Genomic DNA, 20,743 nt, shown 5'->3' on the forward strand with positions numbered 1-20,743 from the left:
TAGGACGCTACAACTCAGTTGGAGAGTTATAACATAGTAACAATGACCCTTCGCATCGCAAGAAAGTAAAATATCATATTTACTTCCATTCACTATAAAACATAATATTACACCCGTTATATTGAAAATAATATTGACAAGTTGATGTAATATTGATTTCTGATTAAGAAATTTGGTTGAATATAGCTTTTTTTGCAATTCTATGAAAGAAAGATTTTTAATTTTATTGGCCTTTTCAAGCTTATCACTTCTCACTCAGGCACAAACACTTAAAGTTGTAGATATAACTACTTCTCAGGGGATTCCCGAGGTTGTAGTATATTCATCAGACAAAGCGTCTTTTCTACAGACCAATAATGCTGGAGAAGTATCATTAGGTACTTTTATCAAATCTGATTCATTGTTATTTCAGCATCCCGCCTATCAGAATCTTGCACTTTCAATGGAAAGTATTCAGAAAATGGATTTTCTGGTGAGCATGAGAGAGAAAGTAATTCAGATGGAAGAAGCAGTAATCAGTGTAAACCGCTGGGAGCAGAAGAAAGAGGAAATCCCACATCAAATCGTGTCGGTTAAGCCTTCTGACATTGCTTTCAATAATCCACAAACTGCTGCTGATGTGCTGGACAAGACTGGACAGGTATTTGTCCAAAAAAGCCAATTGGGAGGAGGGAGCCCAATGATCCGTGGGTTTGCTGCCAATGCAGTGCTGATTGTAGTAGATGGTGTGAGAATGAACAATGCTATTTTCAGAAGTGGTAATCTGCAGAATGTGATTAATATAGATCCCAGTTTTATTGGAGAAGCCGAAGTAGTATTCGGCCCCGGCTCTGTTATCTATGGAAGCGATGCTTTGGGTGGCGTCATGGATTTTCATACCAAAATGCCTGCCTATTCTACCAGCGGTACGTTGGAAGTGGATGGTTCAGCAATGGCTCGCTACTCATCTGCCAATCAGGAGAAAACAGGACATTTTGACATCAGCCTCAAAGGTAAGCATTTGAGTTCACTTACCTCTTTTTCTTACAGTAATTTTGATGATTTAAGAGCAGGAAGCTGGAGAACCGATGAGTTTCCCGATTTTGGAAAACGCTACAACTATGTAGTACGAGCCAGAGGTGAAGATTCACTCGTCAACAATCCGGACGTAAATGTGCAGGTGCCTTCCGGTTATAGTCAGCTTGACCTGATGCAAAAACTGAGTTATCGCCTCACCGACAAAACCGATCTGGTGTACAATTTTTTATACAGCAATACTTCAGATATTCCCCGGTATGATCGGCTGATTGTGTATAATGATGATGGTTTGCCTGAGGATGCCGAATGGTACTACGGACCTCAGAAGTGGATGATGCATTCATTAAAGTCTCGCTTTTATCAGAAGAACCTTTTTTTTGACGAAGCCAAGCTTACCCTGGCTTATCAGGAGTTTGAAGAAAGCCGTAATGACAGAGGTTTTCAGAATAGCAGGCTAAGAAGCAGAACCGAAAATGTAAATGCTTATACCTTTAATTTTGATGCTGATAAAGTATTTAACCAGCTTCACCATCTTTTTTATGGAGCGGAAATAGTGCATAATACGGTAGCTTCCGAAGGATTTCGTAAAAATCTGAATACCGGAGAAACAGAACCTACTTCTACCCGCTATCCTGATGGAGGTAGCGATTACTCAACAGCGGCTGTTTATGTAAACCATAAATGGAATTTTGACCCACGCTTTACACTAAATACCGGCCTGAGATATAGCAGGGTTTGGTTAACATCTCGTTTTACAGAAAACTCTTTTTATGACTTCCCTTACGATGAAATTAATCTGAATACCGGTGCGCTGAGCGGTAGTACCGGACTGGTCTTTCGTCCTACTGAAAGTTGGCAGCTCAATTTTTTACTTTCCTCTGGTTTCCGGGCACCCAATGTGGATGATGTAGGAAAAGTTTTTGATTCTGAACCAGGTAATGTGGTAGTTCCTAATCCGAACCTTGGTCCGGAGTACAGCTATAATGCTGAATTCGGTGCTAGTAAAAGGGTGGGAGATAAGTTCAGGATAGAAGGTGTCGTGTATTATTCCTGGTTACATGACGCGATGGTACGCAGAAATTTTAGTTTTAATGGCATGGACAGTATTCATTATGATGGAGAATTGAGTCGTGTGCAGGCAATTGTTAATGCAGGAGAAGCCTATGTGTTTGGGCTCAGCATGAATGCTGCATACACCATTGTACCAGCATTGGCTTTACAGTCAACTCTTACCTACACCAAAGGACGTGATCTGGAGGAAGATGCAGCATTGCGCCATGCGGCTCCATTGTTTGGCAGTACTGAGTTGAGCTATCAAAAAGGTAAATTCAGAGGCGAGTTTAACGTTAGGTACAATGGCGCAATAGCCTATGATGATCTCGCTCCTTCTGAACAAAACAAGCCTTATATGTACACTGAAGATGGTACTTTGGCCTGGTATACGCTTAATCTGATGGGTAGCTATCAGTTGAACCAATATTTACAGATCAGTGGTGGCTTAGAAAACATCCTGGATAAGCATTACTGGCCGTATTCTTCGGGCATTGCTGCGCCGGGACGTAACTTTATATTATCATTGAGGACTACCTTTTGAGCATAGTACTCAATGAATTAATACATAAGGTGAAATTTTAATCCTGTATAAAAATTACGATCAGGAGCAGGCTGATAATAACGACCGCCAAACGCGTTAAGATCATTGCCCAGGCTGTATTTTTCGTCAAGCAGGTTGTTTACGCCCCCAAAAATTTCAATATCCAGATCATCTGATATTGAAGCACGATAGCCTGCTTTGAGCAGGATGAGCTTATAAGCATCAGCGTACACTGTATTCGCATCATTAAGCGGAATCTCATCAGTGAAGTTAAATGAACCGTTGAGGTACAGACCCATATTCGTTTTAAGGGTAGTCGCAAACACGATTATGTTGGAAGCAACTCCTGTTAAGTCATTACCAGAATAATCTCTCAGTTCGTCATCTTCAAACTTTGTATAGTTCTTAAACACAAAATCATGCAGTGTATATGAAAGCTGAAACTCAAGGTCGCTGATGAAGCCCGCCTGCTCCTGTAAGGCAAAATAAGTAAATGCTGTTTCCAGACCTCGCTGATCCGTTGAACCTGTGTTGGTAAACAAAACCGTTCCCCGATCCGATTGCTGCTGCACTATGGTTTCATCAAGTTGGAAGTAGAAGGCACTGACGTCAAAATTTAGCTTTCCGTTCCAGGTATTTCCTCTCACGCCTACTTCATAATTGATGCCTTTTTCAGGTCTAAGTCCAAGGTTGATACTACCCTCATTGGTTCTTACATCCTCAATGGTAGGAGGGGAGAAGCCATAGCTAATACTTCCGTGCGCTGCAATACTGTTAAATTGCTTGGCGATACCGATGCGAGGTACCCAAACCGGATCAAATTCTTTCACTACTCTGTAAGCCGAATCCAGGTTATTGTCTACCAGCCGGTTGATGTCATAGTTAAGGTGATTACGGCTTAGGCCAAGAGTCAAAAAGAAATCATCAGGAAGCTCAAATTCTGCTCTTCCAAAAATCAACGACTGACGACTTCTGAGTTCATCATCAAAGTTGAGTGCTCCGGGATCACCGTAATCGTTTTCAAAGTTTCTGGCAACATTAGTCCCTGACTGAAACTCTCCACCCAGCGTGAAGCGGGTTTCAAATCCAAAAAGTTGGGTCAGGTAATCAAAACGGGTACGTCCGCCACCGGCCATGCGGCTATCTCTTTTGTAATCAAGATTGAAAGGGTTCTCAAAAAAACTGAAATCCCCGTAAATCGTGGTAAGGTTACTAAGTTTATCATTCCACTGATAGTCATGACTAAATCCAAAAAGCAGATATTCCTGATCAATGCCTGCCTCCGCTTCTTCACTTCCCAGGGCAAAAGGGTTTCCGGGGCGTGCCTGCCGAGGGTTTTCGTTGTATTGCTCTAAATTAAGTCCTCCGGGTATTTCGTAGAAAAGGTCAGAGTAAAGGAAACTGGCAGATACCTCTCTTTTTTCAGATAAGTCAAACTTTCCGTGCAACTCAATTACATCACGGTCCAGAGTAGTATGATCGCGATACCCTTCTGCCTCCTGATGGGCATATTTGAAAGTGTAAGTTGCATTGTCAGTAACCTGATTAACCGTAGTAGCGTAACGCTGCAAACCATAAGAGCCCAACATGGCTTCTGCTCCAATATAATCCTTGTCTAGCCGTGAACTTTCACTCTGGATATTGACCACACCTCCCGTTCCTGCTCCGTATATGCTACCAGCAGGACCTTTAATCAACTCAATTTCACCCATGTTGATGATATCCAGCAGATTAAAATTAGTACTTCCCGAAGGCTCTGTAAAAGGAATGTTGTTCCAGTACACTTTAATATTTCTTACACCAAAAGGTGCTCTCAGCGTACTTCCGCGAATAGCAATGCGGTAACTGCCGGGAGAGCGTTCTTCCATACGCACCCCTGGAATGATATTCATGGAGGGCAGAGCGGAAGTCTCATCAAAAGCAGTGATCTGCTGAGAAGTGATGAGGGCTACAGCACCCGGAGTTTGAAGGAGTTTGCGATTGGCATCGTATCCAATTACTGTAATTTCATTCAGTAATTTAGTTTCAACACTGTCTTCTTCTTGCGCAAAAACAGCAGGGATGTAAGTAAAGGTGATCAGAAAAAGATAAAAAAAAACTTTCATGCTACAGGTTAATAAAAATTGAAGCATGAAAGTAAGGTAATGGTTAGAGAATTGGTAGTGTGTGGTAGAAAATTATTCATTAATCTACGTTCCAGGATATTTCAACCTGTTGTTTTCCCCATTCTCTGGCTTTTTCCTCATCAGTACCCATATATATATCAATCTTCTTGGTCCAGCGCTTATTCATTTTGTCCAGAACTTCGTAGCGGCCGGATAAGCCTTCTATCTTTACTTTTGCGCCGTGCTCAATACCTTCTTCCTGGAGCAGGTCACGGGACACAGCGATGGCTTTCATTCCGGGTTTTAGTTTATCACCCCAGGCAGCAGTTACAGCATCTCCTTTCTTGGTTTGAGATTCTACAGAATTGTAGGCAGTAGCTGTTACTTCCATAGTTTTAGTTTCTGCACAAGAAGCCAAAAAAATGAAAGCAATGAAGATGACAAAATTATGCTGTTTGGTAAAGTATTTCATAGGTTTTGCTAGGTTGGTTTAAATGATAAACACCAAACCCCCTTCATATGTTCAAAAAAGCGTCTTTTGTATTCCTGCCTGCATAAGTTTGGGTGGCTTGAGATTTAGTTTTAACTGCTTGTTGAGATGGTCAACTAGATAAATGGCTAAGTCGATACATAATGCATCTTCTGGTTGGTGAACGATGAAGTAGAGTTCCTGTAAGCCTAGTTCAATCCAATTTTCAATACGACTTACCCATTGATCAATACGCTCATAATCAGTAGGGTGCAAGGAATTGCCTACAAAGCGAACCATAAGTTTTGGATTTGTAAGCTGCATATGGATCACATCTCTTCTGCCCGCTGTATCGGTAATTACAGTGCTTAGATAATTTTCTTCTAAAAGGTCAAAAGCTCTTTCTCTGATTCTATCATCCTCAAACCAGCCCGGATGACGCAATTCTATAGATAAGGGTACATCATGAGGCCAGTGAGAAAGATAATCAAAGAGGGCTTTGCCATTATTTCTGGGTTCAAATGTAGGAGGAAGCTGCATGAAAGCGAGACCCAGTTGATCTCCAAAAGCATGAAGTGCTTCCAGAAACTGATCGGTAGCACGAATGCTTTTACCAAAATCACTACTGTGACTGATGACTTGCGGAACTTTAGGACAGAACTTAAAGTCAGCAGGCGTCTTTTCCTTCCACTGTTCTACCATATCCAAGGTTGGAATACGATAATGCGTTGTATTCATTTCTATGGTATTGAACTGCCGTGAATAGTGGTACAGGTAGTCTTTGGAAGGAGTGCCTTTCGGATAAAGTTTGCCCACCAGATTTCTGTCGCCCCAGCGGGCCATGCCAATATATATTTTGGGCTGAGAATGTGTATCAGACTTAGTAAGTACCCGTTGATTGCGATCCGCATCCTTGGGTAAGTTAAAGTCTACCTGGCTGATATCGCTAAGTTTTCCAAACTCCATACTGATCAAAGATAGTCATAATGATATTACTTGAATATTGCCTACTTGTTGTGAATAAACAGCAAAGACAGTAGTTTTACAGCTATTGCCTATGCGCTACTTTTTTACATGTACATTGCTTTTTTTGCTTTACAGCAAGCTACTGGCCCAGACAGCGCAACCTCATGCTTTTGATTTTCTGAACTTTTCTCCCTCAGCCAGAATTACTGCGTTGGGAGGCATTCAGGCAGTATCGGGCAGAGACTCCAGTATTATTTCTCCTTCCCTTTGGTTTACCAATCCGGCAGTAAGCGAACCAGCCTTTGATCGGCAATTGAGCCTTGGTTATCAGCCCTATTACGCCGATGTGGACTATGTTACCCTCACTTACAACCATAGTATAGGAGAGCAAGGGGCGTGGGGGCTGGGCGTGCAGTATCTCAACTATGGCGAGTTTGATAGCTATGATATCGCAGGATTACCCACTGGAACGTATCATGCGCAGGAGTATGCCATCTATTTCAATCGCAGTCATCAATCCGGCCCTTTTCGCTTTGGTGTAAACGCTAAGTTTCTGTCCTCTAACTTTGGGGCTTATGGCGCATCAGCCCTTTTGTTGGATGCTGGCGGCATGTTCATACACCCGAATTATGGTTTTACAATCGGCCTGGCCATCAATAATCTGGGGTTCTTGCTCAATGACTACACTTCAATGAGCCAAAGCAGGATGCCCACTGATCTTAAAATAAGCCTGGCGATCAAGCCTGAGTACATGCCATTCCGTTTTTATCTGACTGGTTTTCACCTGATCAACCATTATGGTGACTACTACAGTCAGGATAACAATGAAAAGCCGGGATACGTTAACAGAATACTAAGGCATATGAGCTTTGGTGGAGAGCTTTTGCTCAGTAAAAATTTCCATATACAGGCTGGCTATAACCAATTGAAAAGAAATACGCTACAATTAGAACAATTCACTGGCGGAGCGGGATTATCTTTTGGATTTACGCTTCGCCTGCGTTTTTTACAGCTTGAATATGCACGAGCTTTTTATCATGTTGCGGGAGGATTTAACCACTTTACGCTTAACATGAACTTGAACAGGCTTAATTTTAAAAAAACTAGTACATAAATAATATCCATGATAGAAGCTAATTTGACTCCGAGACAGATTGTCACTGAACTTGACAAATATATTATCGGTCAGCAGGATGCTAAAAAAAATGTGGCAATTGCGCTACGTAACCGTTGGCGCAGAATGAATGTGAAGGATGAAATGCAGAAGGAGATTGTCCCTAATAATATTCTGATGATTGGTACCACCGGAGTAGGAAAAACAGAGATTGCCCGCCGTCTGGCTAAAATCGCTGACGCTCCTTTTACCAAAGTAGAAGCATCCAAGTTTACCGAAGTGGGTTATGTAGGTCGTGATGTGGAAAGCATGGTGCGTGATCTGGTAGAGCAATCCGTAAACCTGGTAAAGTCCCGTAAGAAAGAAGAGGTACAGGAAAAAGCTGCTGAGGCGGTAGAAGAAATTATTCTGGATGCACTTATACCCCCTGTAAAAGGGAACACCCCTAAATCAAATGCTCCACGCATTGGCTTTGAGAATGAAGAAAGTGAAGAGAATCTGAGCGATGCCGAATTGAATCACAGAACTCGCGAGCGTTTTCGGGAGAAAATCAAAAATGGAGATATTGACGATCGCAAGATAGAAATCAATATTAAGCAGAGTGCTTCCCCAGGGGTAGGCATGATTGGTGGTGGCATGATGGATGAGTCTTCCATGATGAATCTGCAGGAGATGCTGAGCGGCATGATGCCCAAGAAAAATAAGAAGAGAAAAGTCACCATAGGAGAAGCCAAGAAAATCTTACTGGAAGAAGAAGCTTCCAAGCTGATAGATATGGATGAGGTAAAGGAAGAGGCTATCTATAAGGCAGAAAACACCGGAATTATTTTCGTAGATGAGATTGACAAGATTGCTGCCGGAGGTGGAGACCGTAAAGGTAGCGGAGGCGCTGATGTAAGTAGGGAAGGTGTGCAGCGTGATCTGCTTCCCATTGTAGAAGGTAGTGCCGTAAATACCAAATATGGCATCGTACATACTGATCATATTCTTTTCATTGCGGCAGGAGCTTTTCATGTGGCCAAGCCTTCTGACCTGATTCCTGAGTTACAAGGTCGTTTCCCTATTCGGGTAGAGCTTAGCGATCTTACCAAAGAAGATTTTGCGCAAATTCTTCGTGAACCCAAGAACGCACTTACCAAGCAATACGAAGCACTGTTTACGGCAGAGAATGTAGAGTTGAAATTTCAGGAAGATGCGCTGGATGAAATTGCTGATATTGCTTTTCAGATCAATTCTGAAATAGAAAATATCGGTGCCAGAAGGCTGCACACCGTAATGAGCCGATTGCTCAACGATTTCCTTTTTGATGTACCCGATAAGATTGAGCCTAACTCCAAGCTATTGATCAACAAAGAGATGGTGAGAGATAGATTGGCTAAGCTGGTACAGAATAAAGACCTGAGTCAGTATATATTGTAGAATAGGTACTAGGGATTGGTTATTAGATTTCGGGGATAGTAACTAAAAATGCATGTTTCCTTATTATTGGAAGTTAATCATTCCCTAACTTCTAATTCATAACAATCTAACCCCATCTATGATGCGACATTTTTTCATCACCGGAACCAGCCGAGGAATAGGTAAAGCTATAACGGAAAAGATTTTACTGGAACCTGATACTCACGTACATGGTTTCTCCCGCAAGAATAGTATTGAGCATGAACGCTATCAACATGTTCAGGCTGACCTTTCCGATACAGACTGGCTGGTGCAACATGTTCAGGAACTGTTTCCTAATTTGTCTTCTGCTGATCAGATTGTTTTGATCAATAATGCAGGTATGCTGGGAGATGTAAAGTATCTGGGTGACCTGGATAACCAGCAGTTTGTCAATCTTTTTAACCTCAACGTTACCGCACCGGCAATTATGATGAATCAGTTTATCAAAAGTTACCGTAATCAGCCCGTTGAAAAACTGATTGTCAATGTGAGTTCAGGAGCGGGCAAACATCCGGTGGATGGCTGGTCAGGCTATTGTGCTTCCAAAGCAGCATTGGACATGCTTTCGCAGGTGGCAAAAGTAGAGCTTAGCAAAAGAAACCTGAGCAAAAACTTTAAAGTGTATGCTCTGGCGCCTGGCGTAGTGGATACTACTATGCAGGGCGAAATTCGTGAGGTATCTCAGGATCATTTCAGCAACATTGAGAAGTTTATCAATTACAAAAAAGAAGGCACCCTGGATGATGCCTCCTATACTGCTGAAAAATTTATGGAACTGATCAACAATACTGAGCGCTTTGAGGAAGTACTGCAGGATGTAAGGCAGTACTAATCATTGCTGCAAGGTATAACTGATTCCCATTTCAAGTCCTCTTAGTTCTGCCAAGCCTCTCAAGCGACCAATTGCGGTATATCCGGGATTGGTTTTTTTATGCAGATCGTCCAGCATTTTGTGTCCGTGGTCGGGACGCATAGGTATCTGATCATCGGATCTGCCATTTGCCTGACGCTTACGAATTTCCTTCACCACTGCTTTCACTACCTGATACATATTGGCGCTGCCTTCCAGATGATTGGCTTCATAAAAACTGCCATCTGCTTCCCTTTGTACACTACGCAGATGCAGAAAGTGAATTTTATCACCTAATCTTTCTACCATTCCGGGAAGGTCATTCTCAGGGTGAGCCCCATAAGATCCGGTGCAGAACGTGATTCCATTGGCTGGAGAGTCTATTACATTCAGCAAAGCTACCGCATCTGCCTCTGTACTCACTACTCTGGGCAGCCCAAGCAATGCACGGGGGGGATCATCAGGGTGAATAGCCATCTTTACACCGCTTTCTTCCGCTACCGGAATGATTTTTTTCAGAAAGTAGGACAGATTTTCTCTTAGCTTTCCTTCATCTATATCTTTGTACAAATCCAGTTGCTGCTGAAACTCTGCCAGACTATAATTTTTGTCAGAGCCGGGAAGACCTGCGATGATACTTTGCTGTAAAGTAAGCTTTGCCTGCTCACTCAGACTGTTTAAATAGGTCTGAGCCTTCTTCTGAGTAGCCTCATCATATTCTTTTTCAGCTCCGGGGCGCTTTAGTATGAGCAAATCAAAAGCAGCAAAAGCAATCGCATCAAAACGTAGGGCAGTAGAGCCATCTTCAATCGGGAATTCCAGATCAGTACGGGTCCAATCCAGCACCGGCATAAAGTTATAACAGATAGTTGGGATGCCACATTGCCCCAGATTGCGGATGCATTGCTGAAATACCTCAATATACTGGTCCCGATCTGCGCCGCCTGCCTTGATCGCTTCGGCAACGGGTACACTTTCTACCACATTCCAGCGCAGACCGGCATCTTCAATCATCTTTTTCCTTTCATTGATAGCCTCAACACTCCATACTTGTCCTACAGGAATCTCATGGAGGGCATTCACAATACCCACTGCTCCGGCTTGCCGGATATCAGAAAGACTTACCGGATCGTTGGGGCCGTACCAACGCCAGCTTTGTTCCATACTCATAGAAAAAAAGGTTTGTAAGTAATGTTGCCAAAGATATAGGATTCTTACATAGTACCAATTCTGTATAAAAATTGAAAAATAAATTACTACAGCTTGTAAAGAGAAGATGTACGAAATGATATATTAATAAAGTAAAATATAGTATAATAAAATTTATACTTTGCCAGGTGTGCTTTAGCGCAAATATTATCTTATGTTTTTTATCCTTAGACATAAATTCATATTTACATCACATCTTTACCTCTTTTTTAATGTGCGTAAGTCATTCATTATTACCTAACTAAAGAAATATTGTGTAACTTTCCGCAGATATTTGATCAACCTTCCGGACCAAAAGAATGCCCAAGGGGTACAATCAATGAAGGTAAATATCGTTATTGTGTAAATTTCCGTTTCAACCTTACAACTTTTTAACGCTCTATGTGTCATCATTGCAAAGACTATCCAACTATGTATATGAAAGCAACTCCCTTTGCACTTTTGATCCCCTTGCTTTTAATGTTTGCATGTGAAGGCGAGCAGGCCGTTCCTTCCAATACCCTGGGAAGTGAGATAGAATTGAGCATGGCTGAGTACATTGACTCAGACCAGCGTTCTCTTTCTTTTAAATTTCTGACCTTAAAAGATTTTCCCTGTATCAATTACAGTATCAAGCATGAGACTGTGGTGGATAATCAGGCGATAAAAATTGTTTTGGAGAAAGTTGAGGTTTCAGATGTTTGTCTTGATGCAATCGGGCCAGCCTCTGCATTCATTGACTTAGGGGCGTTAAGTGAAAAAGAATATGATTTGCAGATTCAGCTAGGGGAGTCTCTGATCAATCATGGTACATTATCGGTAAGCAAGGATGCTTATCAGTTAAATTTGTTGGAGAGTGAAGGGATTGATCTGCTGGAATCTACCCTGAACCGTATTCCTTCTCAGACAGTATGGGGCGTGATCAAGTATCAGGGCAAAGAAAAGAACAAGGAACTGATCTCTTTCTTCAACGAAGCAATGGATATTGCCGGGGCTACCGACAAAAAATTTGCTGAAGGAGATTATGGTTACTTTAAAGTAAGCTCCGAAGGAAAGATTATTCAGCCTCTGGAGCAGGGAGAACTGGTAGAGCAGGCTTTTCTATTTGATTTTGGTGGTAAGTCAGAAGATATAGAGCAGGTGCTGCAGCAAATCAATACCAGTTTTGAAGATGTGCAGATACGCTTCTACAATGCCCGGGGAGAAGAGTTTCGCAACTGGGACTTTAACTAATCCCAGCTTACTCTGATTACCTTGGCCGAGATGCCTTGGTCTTCAAAAAAGCGCAGCCAGTACAACTGCTGAGCAGATAATTGATCGCTTGGCGACTTCACTTCAATAAAACTATACGATTGATCATCCCACACAAAGAGGTCGGGGAAGCCCTTGGTATTTTCTCTGAGGTTCTTTGCCATTTCCAGCAGTACATTTGAAATCTGTTTTGGCTCAAGGCAGTGATAACATTGCTCTACCAGAGGTAATAAGCTTTCGTGCCAGCCCATGATAGGGTTACTCATCCCCATTTTTGTCTCATAATGATGCCGTACAATATTGAAAAAACGTTTTGGGTGGGGCAGTACTTCCAGACGTTGTGCTATCGCTTCATTTCTTTTTTCCAGAAACAAGGGGGTATAAAAGTCTGATGGGACAGTTTGTAAGGGGTTATGAAAGGCTTCACTATCCTGATCAAAGATGATATCCCAGAGCAGCAGGCCAAAGAAACCTCTCCAGAGGTAATTTTCGGTATGCACACCCATCTGTCCCTGCTCCTGAAAGTATTCCAGTACCCCCTGTTCCACATAATTTTTGTGTATATCGGACAGACTGATACAATGGCTGCGTTTCAGATAGTCGGTTGCCTTGCGTGTCCTTTTCTTTTTCTGCACACGGTTACAGAAATCCTCCGCAAAAAACAGCTCATCCGCATTGACAGGCTGCTCCTGCATCGCCTGGCATTGCTCCAGTGCCTCTTCCAGAAACCCTAATTTGTGCAGTAAGCGGACTCTGCGCTCCCGGGCAGGGCGCTGATCGGTGTATTCGTAAGTTTTTAGCGCTAATTCGGGAAAGGATTGCTGCTCTAGCAGTTTGCCCAGGCGTAAGCAGAGCTTATCAAACTGGGCAAGAGCCGTTTCGCTGATTCTTTCTCTTTGCAAATCAAGCTGAGCAAACCAGCTATAGATCTGGTCGGCACTGAGCAGCAATTCATCCCGCATGTATTTGAACTCACGATATACCTTGGAGAGCTTCAACTTGTCTTCCGCCTCTGCTCGGCTTTTGAACAAAGCCTTAAGTTTGGTCTGATCATAAGCCTCTGTTTTGACATAGCCGATATCCCGCACCACAAACTGCGTCATATCACCATCCAGATGACCGAAGTACAGAAATTTCAGCATCTCCAGTTCCTCCTCATGGCCTACTCTTACGATCACTTCCTTCTCTTTCAACACTTTGAGTAAGTCGGCAGCCGAAGTCAGCTGAATCAGTTCCACGATCAGCTCCGGCTTTTTGAGTTTTTTGATCTGCCTGAGCTGTTCTTTTTCCAGTATACTCTTACAAAGCTCGCAAAGTTCGGCCTTGGTATAGGTATGCAGTACCCAGGGCAGCTCTTCGGCATACTTTGTATGCAGCAGGCTGAAGTAATTTCTTTTCAAAAGCAACTGCAAAGCCTTATCCTGATCTTCTATTTCCGCATAAGCGATCTTTTCCATCCGAAAATAGCAGCCTCGGCGATTGACCAGCCGGATGAACAGGCACTTGGCGTCTTCGGGCAGCTTATTGTACCGCCGGATAAAGCTTTTCTCCCCCTTGCTCAGCAGATCACCGTACAGATGCTGCACATGCTCCAGCAACGCACTGAAATAATCCAGGTAGTATTTCTCCGGTAGCTCTATGGGGGCACCTTTCATAACTGCTGTTTGGTATTTTCTTTAAGCCTGAGGCTCTCATAGGCTTCCAGATCACTCAACTGTATATTAAGGGCATTGACCGAAATCTGTATTTCCCGAACAGATAAGGCCAGTGAAGCCATCAATAGTACCAGGCTTACCCCAAAAACTACTTTGCCGATGAAGTTTTCGCCTGCGAAAATGAGAAACATACAGAAGACACAGAGTAAAAGGCTGCATATACCCAGTGCCTGCATGTTACGAATCAGCACTACCCGTTTCCTTAAGTTTTCTATCTGCCCCATCAGTAGCTGATCAGGCTCCGATTTGTACTCAGAATGCAGCTTCCTGATCAGGCTGGCCAGGGTCAGAAACCTGTTGGTATAGGCCAGTAGAAGCAAAGAGATGGCCGGAAACAATAGGGCAGGGGTAGTGAGGCTGATATCTGACATATGGAAGAAAAAGTTTTTCTCTTCAAAAAGTTTCTTGTCTCCAAAATAAGTGTTTCATTTTGTAAAATGCGCGTTAAATCCAACAGAATATGAAGACTTTGTTTCTGATCCGGCATGCCAAATCCAGTTGGGATGATCCCTCACTGGATGACTTTGATCGGCCGCTCAACGATAGAGGTAAAAAGGATGCTCCCAAAATGGGTAAGCGTCTGAAAAAGCAGAAAATTCATCCCGATCTGATGGTGAGCAGTACCGCCAAACGGGCTAAGAAGACCGCGCAGGCCATAGCCGATGCATTGGACTATGCCGAAAAACATATCCAATGGAGAGACGAGCTTTATCATGCCGGGCCGGAAACTATTCTGAGGGTAATACAGAAGGTGGACGATAAGGTAGGGCAGCTATTTTTGTTCGGACATAATCCCGGTCTGACAGATATTGCCAATCGTATTGGCGCATCTCCTATAGACAATATTGTGACCACTGGTATTTATGCGTTGCAACTGGACATCACTAGCTGGCAGGATGCACAACTCAACGGTAAAGCGAAGCTTCTCTTCTACGATTATCCCAAGAAGGGGTAAGGATTACTAAAGTATGTATTCCTCATAGGACGTTTCCATTGTACTCAAACGCGCACTAGATTAATCTCGCTAGACCAGGTATTTCTGTTGCTCTAAAGTCCACCAGGTACAGCAAAGGACTGGTAATTCATCTAATATCAGCATATGAAAGTCATATATAAAATCACTTACCCTAATGGAAAAATATATATTGGTCAGGATATAACAGATACCTTGAATTATTTCGGTAGTGCAAATAGTAAACTCATTGAAAAAGATTTCACTAAAGAACAGATGCGAGATTTTACTATTAGAAAAGAGATATTGTGGGAGTCTGAAATTGCTTCAAACAAAGAAGTGAGTTTGATGGAGATAGAATTAATTAGAAAATTTGAATCAAATAACCCCAGAATTGGGTATAACCAGTGGCCAAAGTTTAAGAGTAAAGATGTGTAATTTGTTACTTGGGCACGTGTGTACACGTCCGCCCTTTACTATCGTCAAAATTGAAATACTGCACTGCTTTATGTATATTCAATGGACATAGCTAAATGTGTCTGCCATGAACGAGCTTCTTCTTATCTTTTTCTTTGTTGTACTCTCCGCTTATGCCTTTGTTTATTACTGGAAAAACGGTAAGCTCAGACAGTGATCTGCTGTGTTTTACGGCTAATTTAGCCATGATCACCCGTCCAACTGCTGTAATTTACACCAAAAATGGACGATTTGAAGACTCCAAATGCTTCATTTTTTTGCAAAAATGAGCTTCATTAACACCTCAAATAGGTAATTTTTGTACTCAACCGTCACTTTTTGAGTGTCCAAAAAGCTTATTTTTCTGCTAAAATGCCCAATCTCAAGTCAGAAAATGCCCTCCCTGAGCCAGATTCGCATTGTCATCCATATTAATTTATATTGTAATATTATAATAAATTATATATATAATTATATTTTGTGTCTGCGTATCTTGCCTTAAACTTATTTATTACAATATGAATATTTCAATACTTTCCCAGAAGGAGCTACTCTATCAGGTAGACATGGGAGTAAACGCAGCCCTAAGTATCGCTGATGTAGGGGCCGCACTATTGGAGCAGGGCATTACCCCTGAAAAAGCTAAAAAAGGCCTGGATCTGAGGGCAGAAGTATTGACTTGGCAAAGTCGTCAGGATGAAACTCATCGCAATGTCCAAAAAGCACAGCGTGCACTGAGTCAGGTACGTGACAGCATAGATGTTATGTATGGTAAGCATCGTACCAACGCACGCTTTTTCTATCGGGAAGATGAAGATATGCTGAAGAAGCTTCATCTGAAAGGTGTAAAGAAGGTTCGCTACACTGATTGGTTAGAGCAGGTACAAAATTTTTATGAGCAGGTGGATGTGAAATCATTGGAAGCCTATGGCATCCTACCTAAAGAGGTGAATGAGGTAAAAAAACTCATCAGCCAGCTTAGTGAATTGATCGTATTGCGCAACGATGCCAAACGCCAGGCGCAGCAGGTAACCCAGGCTAAGCAAAAGGCAGTGGCAGAGCTACGCCAATGGTTCCGTTACTTCATCAAGGTAGCCGAGCTTGCCTGCCATGAAGACCCCCAGCTCCTTGAGTCTATGGGGATAGTGGTACCTTCCAGGTAAAAATCAATTTGTAAATCATGGTATTGGCAGATGCTGAGAGGTGTCTGTCAATATTTTATCTCAATACATTACTAAAGGAAAAATAATTAAAAATAATACTGAGTGTATACAGGTATTGTATAAAATCAACTAAGACAAATGAAAAAAATATCAACAACATCGTTAGCCAAAAAAATTAATATTGATGTAAGTGAATTGTTTAATATTCTATCAACAAAAAAATGGATGTTCAAGTCAGATGGACAGTGGAGGCTTACTAAGGAAGGTCGTATGGTAGGTGGAGAAATAAATTATAACCCTAAATTTGGTGAGTATGTGGTATGGCCTATTGATTTAGATTTGAATAAGGATATAGATTATGGTAATACTTATAATGCAACAAAAATTGGTGAACATTTTAATGTATCTAGCCAGAAATTGAACTTATACTTTTCCGAATTAGGTTGGATTGAAAAGAGCAAAGGTGGATGGGTTGTTACTTACTTGGGCAAACAAAATGGTGCAATTCAGATGGAGGCACAGAATGGCAAACCTTATGTGGTTTGGAATGAAAATATTATTAACAATAAGCATTTAATTCATGAAATTAAGGGTGCTACTGGTGATGAAACTTATCAAAAAGAAGAAGCAGAGTTTAAAGATTCGGACGATTTTAGGAAAAAATTTCCTGCAAATTTAAGAACGCCAGATGGACATTATGTAAGAAGTAGAGCTGAGATATTAATAGATGACTTTCTTTATAAAAATGGTATTGTTCACGCTTATGAGAGGAAATTAAATATTGATGAGGAAATGTATTGTGATTTTTATATTCCCAAAGAGAAGATATATATAGAATATTGGGGGCTGGAAGAAAACCAAAAGTATCTTGATAGAAAAAAGAAGAAGCTAGACTTATATGCAAAATACAAGTTTAATCTTATAGAATTGAGTGAATCGGATATTGAAAACCTAGATGAAAAACTAGCTACTAAGTTAAGGCAGCACAATATAATTGTTGATTGAATTAACAATCATGTGTCAGTGACCACAAGCAATAAACTTCTTATAGCTTGTGGTTTCTCTGCTACAAATTCAGGCACGTATTGCAAACGAGCGCCAGAGATACGTTCATAAAAGCTGCTAAAATAAAGCCTACTCCTTCTGGAGTGCTACTGCTTGATCCTCTCGTCCTTCCTGATCCATCAGGTCGCGGTAGACCTGATACCTTTTGAAGATTTCGTTCACATAATTATAGGGTTCTTCTCCCCGGCAATAGCCATGTTTCACCACGGGGTCTGAAAAATATTCTTTCTGGGCTTTGAGCAGCATATATTCATCCACATTTCCCGTCCATATATTAGGATCTTTACCATATTTCTCAGCCAGGGCACGGGCGTCGCCTACGTGGCCGGGGCCGGCATTGTAGGTAGCCAATACAAATTTGATGTGTTCCAATGAATCCGCTACTTCCGAATACATCGCAGAGAGCTTTTCCAGGTACTTAACTCCGACCTCTATAGACTCCTGAGGATCAAAAAGGTTGTAATCTCCCATCTCCTTAGCGGTAGAAGGCATCAACTGCATAAGTCCCTGGGCACCGGCCCAGGATTCAGTTTTAGGATCAAAGTTAGATTCCTGATAAATCTGCGAGGCCAGCAGCTTCCAGTCCCAGCCCAGTTTCCTGGCACCCTCTTGTATCTCGGTATCGTACTCGGATATTTTGCCTCCGGTAAGTGAAAAGTATTCACTGCTTACCCTGGAACGGAAACGTTTCTGGTTTTTGTAATATTTGTTATAAATGACGTAGAAGTCGGTACCTTTCTTTTCCTCTTCCAGCCAGGAGTTGACTGCGGCTTTCAACTCAGGAGAGGTTTTGCGTACCATCCAGGCTTGCCGCTGGGGAAAGCTAACAGCAGTTTCTACATCCAGATCACGGTAATATGTCTGGTTAATCTTAGCGATATCTTCATCGGCTACGGTGTAATCAATTTCACCTTCGGCTACCCTCTTGATAATTTCGCTGGTTTCCATGTTTCCATCCATGGGTTCCACCAGAATATCACCGCCCATTTCCTGTGAAAGGTTAATCATCCTGCGGTAATAAGAGCTATTCTTCCTTACATATACCGGTTTACCTATCAAATCTAATGGGTCGCGTATGATCTGCTTTTCAATTTCATGCAGTTTCATCTTGCGCCAGCCTTCAGGTTTGCGCTGTACCAGTACCTGACGGGTTACGGAATAGTAATCAGTAAAATCAACGTATTTTTTTCGGGGCTTAGTAATACTGAGGCTGTGAGCTATCAGGTCGCCTTCCCCGGAGTTTAGCATTTCAATAAAGTTATCCAGGTTATAAGCGATTTTGATTTCCAGTTCAAGGTCAAGGTAACTGGCCAGCCTTTCCAATAGTTCATACTCATAACCCATGGGCTGTCCGCGGTAGATAAAGTAGCTGGTAGGACTGTAACTGGATATTGCGATCAGTTTTCCTCTTTCTTTAATCTCGGCAAGATCAACTTCAACCGGCTCACTATAGCTGACATCATTCAATGTTTCTTCACTGTTGATGTCTTCAGCATCCTGATCAGAAGTAGTACAGGATAGAGATAGCAGGATAAGCGATAGGGTAGCGTAGTGCCATAGTTTCTTGGGCCTCATATGACAAAGTTTAGGTGAAAACTGGGTGAGAGTAGGGTAGACCTGTCCCCGCCAGACTCATTAATATAGTCAAATATGGGCTTAAAAGCTAATGTTGTCTATGACTAAGGCGACTGAACCACCAGGTAGATATAGTAAGCATAGATGAGCAGGAGCACTAAGCCTTCTATACGGGTGATTTTACGCTTGATATACATCATAGGAAAAATGATGACCGTTATGCCCAGCATCCAGAGCATATCATCGCTTACAATCTTTTGGTTAACTGTGATGGGTTGTATGACACTGGTAATCCCCAGGATAGAAAGGATATTAAAAATATTTGATCCCATCAGGTTTCCGATAGCGATGTCTGTGGCCTTTCTGAAGGCTGCGACAGTGGCAGTGACTAACTCAGGGAGGCTGGTACCCAAGGCCAGTACTGTAACGCCAATCACTCTTTCGCTTACACCGAAGGATATTGCTAAAGATTTGGCACCATCTACAAACCAGTCAGAACCTAAGGCAAGCCCTAAGGTTCCCAGGATGATGAAAACCAGGTCCAGCCAGATACTTTTAGATGGCGTTTCGGGCAGGTCTGCCTCTTCCAGTATTTCTTCTCCTTTATGATTTTCTCTTCTGGATTTGATGATGATCAGGGTAGTATACACTGAAAGGCTGATCACGAAAAAAGTACCTTCAATGGCGGAGATTAGGAAATCCTGTACCAATAGATACAGCAGTACAGAACTACCAATGGTCATGGGCCAGTCAATTCTAATACTATCGCGATGTACAGGAACGGGAAAGATAAGTGCAGTGCAGCCCAATACCAATGCCAGGTTACAAATGTTAGAACCTACTACATTGCCCATAGCCAGGTCGGGGCTTCCCTCCAGTGCGGATTGTACACTGATAAATAACTCAGGAGCAGAGGTGCCAAAAGCTACTATGGTAAGGCCTACTACCAGCGGTGATAATTTTGCCCTCAAAGCTACACTGGAAGCTCCTCTGACCAAAAACTCTCCTCCTGCCACTAAAATAATTAACCCAACTACAAGTAAGAAAAAAGAATAATACATGTAAGGTTAATTAAAGTTTAGGTCCGAAGGAAAGGTCACCTGCATCGCCCAGACCCGGTACGATATAAGCCATATCATTTAGTTTTTGATCAATGGCTCCGGTCCAGATAGAAAAAGGGGTTTTCAAATTCTGACGAAGATAATCTATGCCTTCAGGACTGGCTATGGCTGTGAGTATATGTATGTGCTTAGGTTGAACCTGTTCTCCAAAACTTTCACTGACTCTGGCAATAGTACTACCAGTAGCCAGCATAGGATCTATTAAAATCACGTTTTTTTGATCAACGTTGGGCATAGTAAAATACTTGAGTGCGATTTCAAAATTATGCTCATCCTGATGATCACGGAAAGCACCAACAAAGCCACTATTTGCCTGGTCAAAATAATTAAGTACGCCCTGGTGAAGTGGAATGCCTGCTCTGAGGATAGAAATAAGAACAGGCTGTTCTACCAGGAGATCTATCTCGCTTATTGCCAGAGGAGTTTGTATGCTCTGTTTCTGATAATCAAGTGTTTTGGATAACTCATAGGCAAGCAGTTCGCCTACTCTTTCCAGATTCCTGCGAAAACGGAGCCTATCTTCCTGAAAGCCGGTTTTCCTAATTTCAGACAAAAAGTGATTGGCTACGCTATGAACAGCGTTTAATTCAAAAAGTGAAGTTTCTTGCATAATTCTTGGCTTTATGGAAGGATGCAAATATATAGCTTTTTAGAAAAGCATTAAAACATCCGACTTGTAGTATTTGTATTATAAATAGTGAA

The 20,743-nt window shown here is 42.1% G+C and carries 18 protein-coding genes; 9 read left to right on the plus strand and 9 right to left on the minus strand.

The window, feature by feature from the left end; all coding sequences use genetic code 11:
* Positions 1-202: 202 nt before the first annotated feature.
* Positions 203-2,611: a TonB-dependent receptor plug domain-containing protein gene (locus WJR50_RS04895; protein WP_341292113.1), complete on the plus strand. Its 2,409-nt coding sequence runs from the start codon at positions 203-205 to the stop codon at positions 2,609-2,611.
* A gap of 17 nt (positions 2,612-2,628) precedes the next feature.
* Here WJR50_RS04895 and WJR50_RS04900 read toward each other — a convergent pair whose 3' ends face one another.
* The 3 genes from WJR50_RS04900 to WJR50_RS04910 all read right to left on the minus strand — a co-directional run bounded on the left by WJR50_RS04900 (position 2,629) and on the right by WJR50_RS04910 (position 6,151).
* A complete protein-coding gene (locus WJR50_RS04900) occupies positions 2,629-4,716 on the minus strand; it encodes a TonB-dependent receptor family protein (RefSeq protein WP_341292114.1) in 2,088 nt (695 codons plus the stop codon).
* A 79-nt stretch (positions 4,717-4,795) separates the two neighbouring features.
* On the minus strand, positions 4,796-5,188 hold the full coding sequence (locus tag WJR50_RS04905) for a 3D domain-containing protein (RefSeq protein WP_341292115.1): 393 nt from the start codon (positions 5,186-5,188) through the stop codon (positions 4,796-4,798).
* 51 nt (positions 5,189-5,239) lie between these two features.
* Positions 5,240-6,151: a DUF72 domain-containing protein gene (locus WJR50_RS04910; RefSeq protein WP_341292116.1), complete on the minus strand. Its 912-nt coding sequence runs from the start codon at positions 6,149-6,151 to the stop codon at positions 5,240-5,242.
* Between the two features lie 91 nt (positions 6,152-6,242).
* Here WJR50_RS04910 and porQ point away from each other — a divergent pair, with 91 nt between their 5' ends.
* From porQ to WJR50_RS04925, 3 genes are all read left to right on the plus strand, one after another.
* Positions 6,243-7,265, plus strand: coding sequence for a type IX secretion system protein PorQ (gene porQ, locus WJR50_RS04915; RefSeq protein ID WP_341292117.1), 1,023 nt, complete (start codon positions 6,243-6,245; stop codon positions 7,263-7,265).
* Between the two features lie 9 nt (positions 7,266-7,274).
* A complete protein-coding gene (gene hslU, locus WJR50_RS04920) occupies positions 7,275-8,684 on the plus strand; it encodes an ATP-dependent protease ATPase subunit HslU (RefSeq protein WP_341292118.1) in 1,410 nt (469 codons plus the stop codon).
* Positions 8,685-8,802: 118 nt separating this feature from the next.
* Complete coding sequence (locus tag WJR50_RS04925) at positions 8,803-9,537, plus strand: SDR family NAD(P)-dependent oxidoreductase (protein ID WP_341292119.1); 735 nt, start codon at positions 8,803-8,805, stop codon at positions 9,535-9,537.
* On the opposite strand, the gene uxuA is transcribed toward WJR50_RS04925, so the two are convergent.
* Positions 9,538-10,725, minus strand: coding sequence for a mannonate dehydratase (gene uxuA / locus WJR50_RS04930; RefSeq protein WP_341292120.1), 1,188 nt, complete (start codon positions 10,723-10,725; stop codon positions 9,538-9,540).
* A 456-nt stretch (positions 10,726-11,181) separates the two neighbouring features.
* Here uxuA and WJR50_RS04935 point away from each other — a divergent pair, with 456 nt between their 5' ends.
* A complete protein-coding gene (locus WJR50_RS04935; protein ID WP_341292121.1) occupies positions 11,182-11,976 on the plus strand; it encodes a hypothetical protein in 795 nt (264 codons plus the stop codon).
* Here WJR50_RS04935 and WJR50_RS04940 read toward each other — a convergent pair.
* Positions 11,973-13,649, minus strand: a complete 1,677-nt coding sequence (locus tag WJR50_RS04940; RefSeq protein WP_341292122.1) for a VRR-NUC domain-containing protein — start codon at positions 13,647-13,649, stop codon at positions 11,973-11,975. The genes WJR50_RS04935 and WJR50_RS04940 overlap by 4 nt on opposite strands.
* Positions 13,646-14,080: a DUF2721 domain-containing protein gene (locus tag WJR50_RS04945; protein WP_341292123.1), complete on the minus strand. Its 435-nt coding sequence runs from the start codon at positions 14,078-14,080 to the stop codon at positions 13,646-13,648. The genes WJR50_RS04940 and WJR50_RS04945 overlap by 4 nt, the downstream gene beginning before the upstream one ends.
* A gap of 89 nt (positions 14,081-14,169) precedes the next feature.
* On the opposite strand from WJR50_RS04945, the gene WJR50_RS04950 reads away from it, so the two are divergent.
* The 4 genes from WJR50_RS04950 to WJR50_RS04965 all read left to right on the plus strand — a co-directional run bounded on the left by WJR50_RS04950 (position 14,170) and on the right by WJR50_RS04965 (position 17,285).
* On the plus strand, positions 14,170-14,664 hold the full coding sequence (locus tag WJR50_RS04950) for a SixA phosphatase family protein (protein ID WP_341292124.1): 495 nt from the start codon (positions 14,170-14,172) through the stop codon (positions 14,662-14,664).
* Between the two features lie 144 nt (positions 14,665-14,808).
* The gene (locus WJR50_RS04955; RefSeq protein ID WP_341292125.1) at positions 14,809-15,099 is read left to right on the plus strand and encodes a GIY-YIG nuclease family protein; all 291 of its coding nucleotides are present in this window, start codon (positions 14,809-14,811) and stop codon (positions 15,097-15,099) included.
* 536 nt (positions 15,100-15,635) lie between these two features.
* Entirely contained in the window at positions 15,636-16,280 is a 645-nt protein-coding gene (locus tag WJR50_RS04960) for a PQLLE family protein (RefSeq protein WP_341292126.1), read from the plus strand.
* A gap of 138 nt (positions 16,281-16,418) precedes the next feature.
* On the plus strand, positions 16,419-17,285 hold the full coding sequence (locus WJR50_RS04965) for a glycerol kinase (protein ID WP_341292127.1): 867 nt from the start codon (positions 16,419-16,421) through the stop codon (positions 17,283-17,285).
* A gap of 129 nt (positions 17,286-17,414) precedes the next feature.
* Here WJR50_RS04965 and WJR50_RS04970 read toward each other — a convergent pair whose 3' ends face one another.
* The 3 genes from WJR50_RS04970 to upp form a co-directional block, all read right to left on the minus strand.
* Positions 17,415-18,920 carry an MltF family protein gene (locus WJR50_RS04970; protein WP_341292128.1) on the minus strand — a complete coding sequence of 502 codons (1,506 nt, stop codon included), beginning with the start codon at positions 18,918-18,920 and terminating at the stop codon, positions 17,415-17,417.
* Between the two features lie 104 nt (positions 18,921-19,024).
* Positions 19,025-19,981, minus strand: coding sequence for a calcium/sodium antiporter (locus WJR50_RS04975; protein ID WP_341292129.1), 957 nt, complete (start codon positions 19,979-19,981; stop codon positions 19,025-19,027).
* Between the two features lie 10 nt (positions 19,982-19,991).
* Complete coding sequence (upp, locus tag WJR50_RS04980; RefSeq protein ID WP_341292130.1) at positions 19,992-20,651, minus strand: uracil phosphoribosyltransferase; 660 nt, start codon at positions 20,649-20,651, stop codon at positions 19,992-19,994.
* Between the last annotated feature and the right edge of the window lie 92 nt (positions 20,652-20,743).

It is taken from the genome of Catalinimonas locisalis (genome assembly GCF_038039535.1).
Taxonomy (GTDB): Bacteria; Bacteroidota; Bacteroidia; order Cytophagales; family Cyclobacteriaceae; genus Catalinimonas.

Coding starts and splice junctions, on each gene's coding strand:
- WJR50_RS04895 (WP_341292113.1), top strand. CDS start 203: ATGAAAGAAAGATTTTTAATTTTATTGGCCTTTTCAAGCTTATCACTT.
- WJR50_RS04900 (WP_341292114.1), bottom strand. CDS start 4,716: ATGAAAGTTTTTTTTTATCTTTTTCTGATCACCTTTACTTACATCCCT.
- WJR50_RS04905 (WP_341292115.1), bottom strand. CDS start 5,188: ATGAAATACTTTACCAAACAGCATAATTTTGTCATCTTCATTGCTTTC.
- WJR50_RS04910 (WP_341292116.1), bottom strand. CDS start 6,151: ATGGAGTTTGGAAAACTTAGCGATATCAGCCAGGTAGACTTTAACTTA.
- porQ (WP_341292117.1), top strand. CDS start 6,243: ATGCGCTACTTTTTTACATGTACATTGCTTTTTTTGCTTTACAGCAAG.
- hslU (WP_341292118.1), top strand. CDS start 7,275: ATGATAGAAGCTAATTTGACTCCGAGACAGATTGTCACTGAACTTGAC.
- WJR50_RS04925 (WP_341292119.1), top strand. CDS start 8,803: ATGATGCGACATTTTTTCATCACCGGAACCAGCCGAGGAATAGGTAAA.
- uxuA (WP_341292120.1), bottom strand. CDS start 10,725: ATGAGTATGGAACAAAGCTGGCGTTGGTACGGCCCCAACGATCCGGTA.
- WJR50_RS04935 (WP_341292121.1), top strand. CDS start 11,182: ATGAAAGCAACTCCCTTTGCACTTTTGATCCCCTTGCTTTTAATGTTT.
- WJR50_RS04940 (WP_341292122.1), bottom strand. CDS start 13,649: ATGAAAGGTGCCCCCATAGAGCTACCGGAGAAATACTACCTGGATTAT.
- WJR50_RS04945 (WP_341292123.1), bottom strand. CDS start 14,080: ATGTCAGATATCAGCCTCACTACCCCTGCCCTATTGTTTCCGGCCATC.
- WJR50_RS04950 (WP_341292124.1), top strand. CDS start 14,170: ATGAAGACTTTGTTTCTGATCCGGCATGCCAAATCCAGTTGGGATGAT.
- WJR50_RS04955 (WP_341292125.1), top strand. CDS start 14,809: ATGAAAGTCATATATAAAATCACTTACCCTAATGGAAAAATATATATT.
- WJR50_RS04960 (WP_341292126.1), top strand. CDS start 15,636: ATGAATATTTCAATACTTTCCCAGAAGGAGCTACTCTATCAGGTAGAC.
- WJR50_RS04965 (WP_341292127.1), top strand. CDS start 16,419: ATGAAAAAAATATCAACAACATCGTTAGCCAAAAAAATTAATATTGAT.
- WJR50_RS04970 (WP_341292128.1), bottom strand. CDS start 18,920: ATGAGGCCCAAGAAACTATGGCACTACGCTACCCTATCGCTTATCCTG.
- WJR50_RS04975 (WP_341292129.1), bottom strand. CDS start 19,981: ATGTATTATTCTTTTTTCTTACTTGTAGTTGGGTTAATTATTTTAGTG.
- upp (WP_341292130.1), bottom strand. CDS start 20,651: ATGCAAGAAACTTCACTTTTTGAATTAAACGCTGTTCATAGCGTAGCC.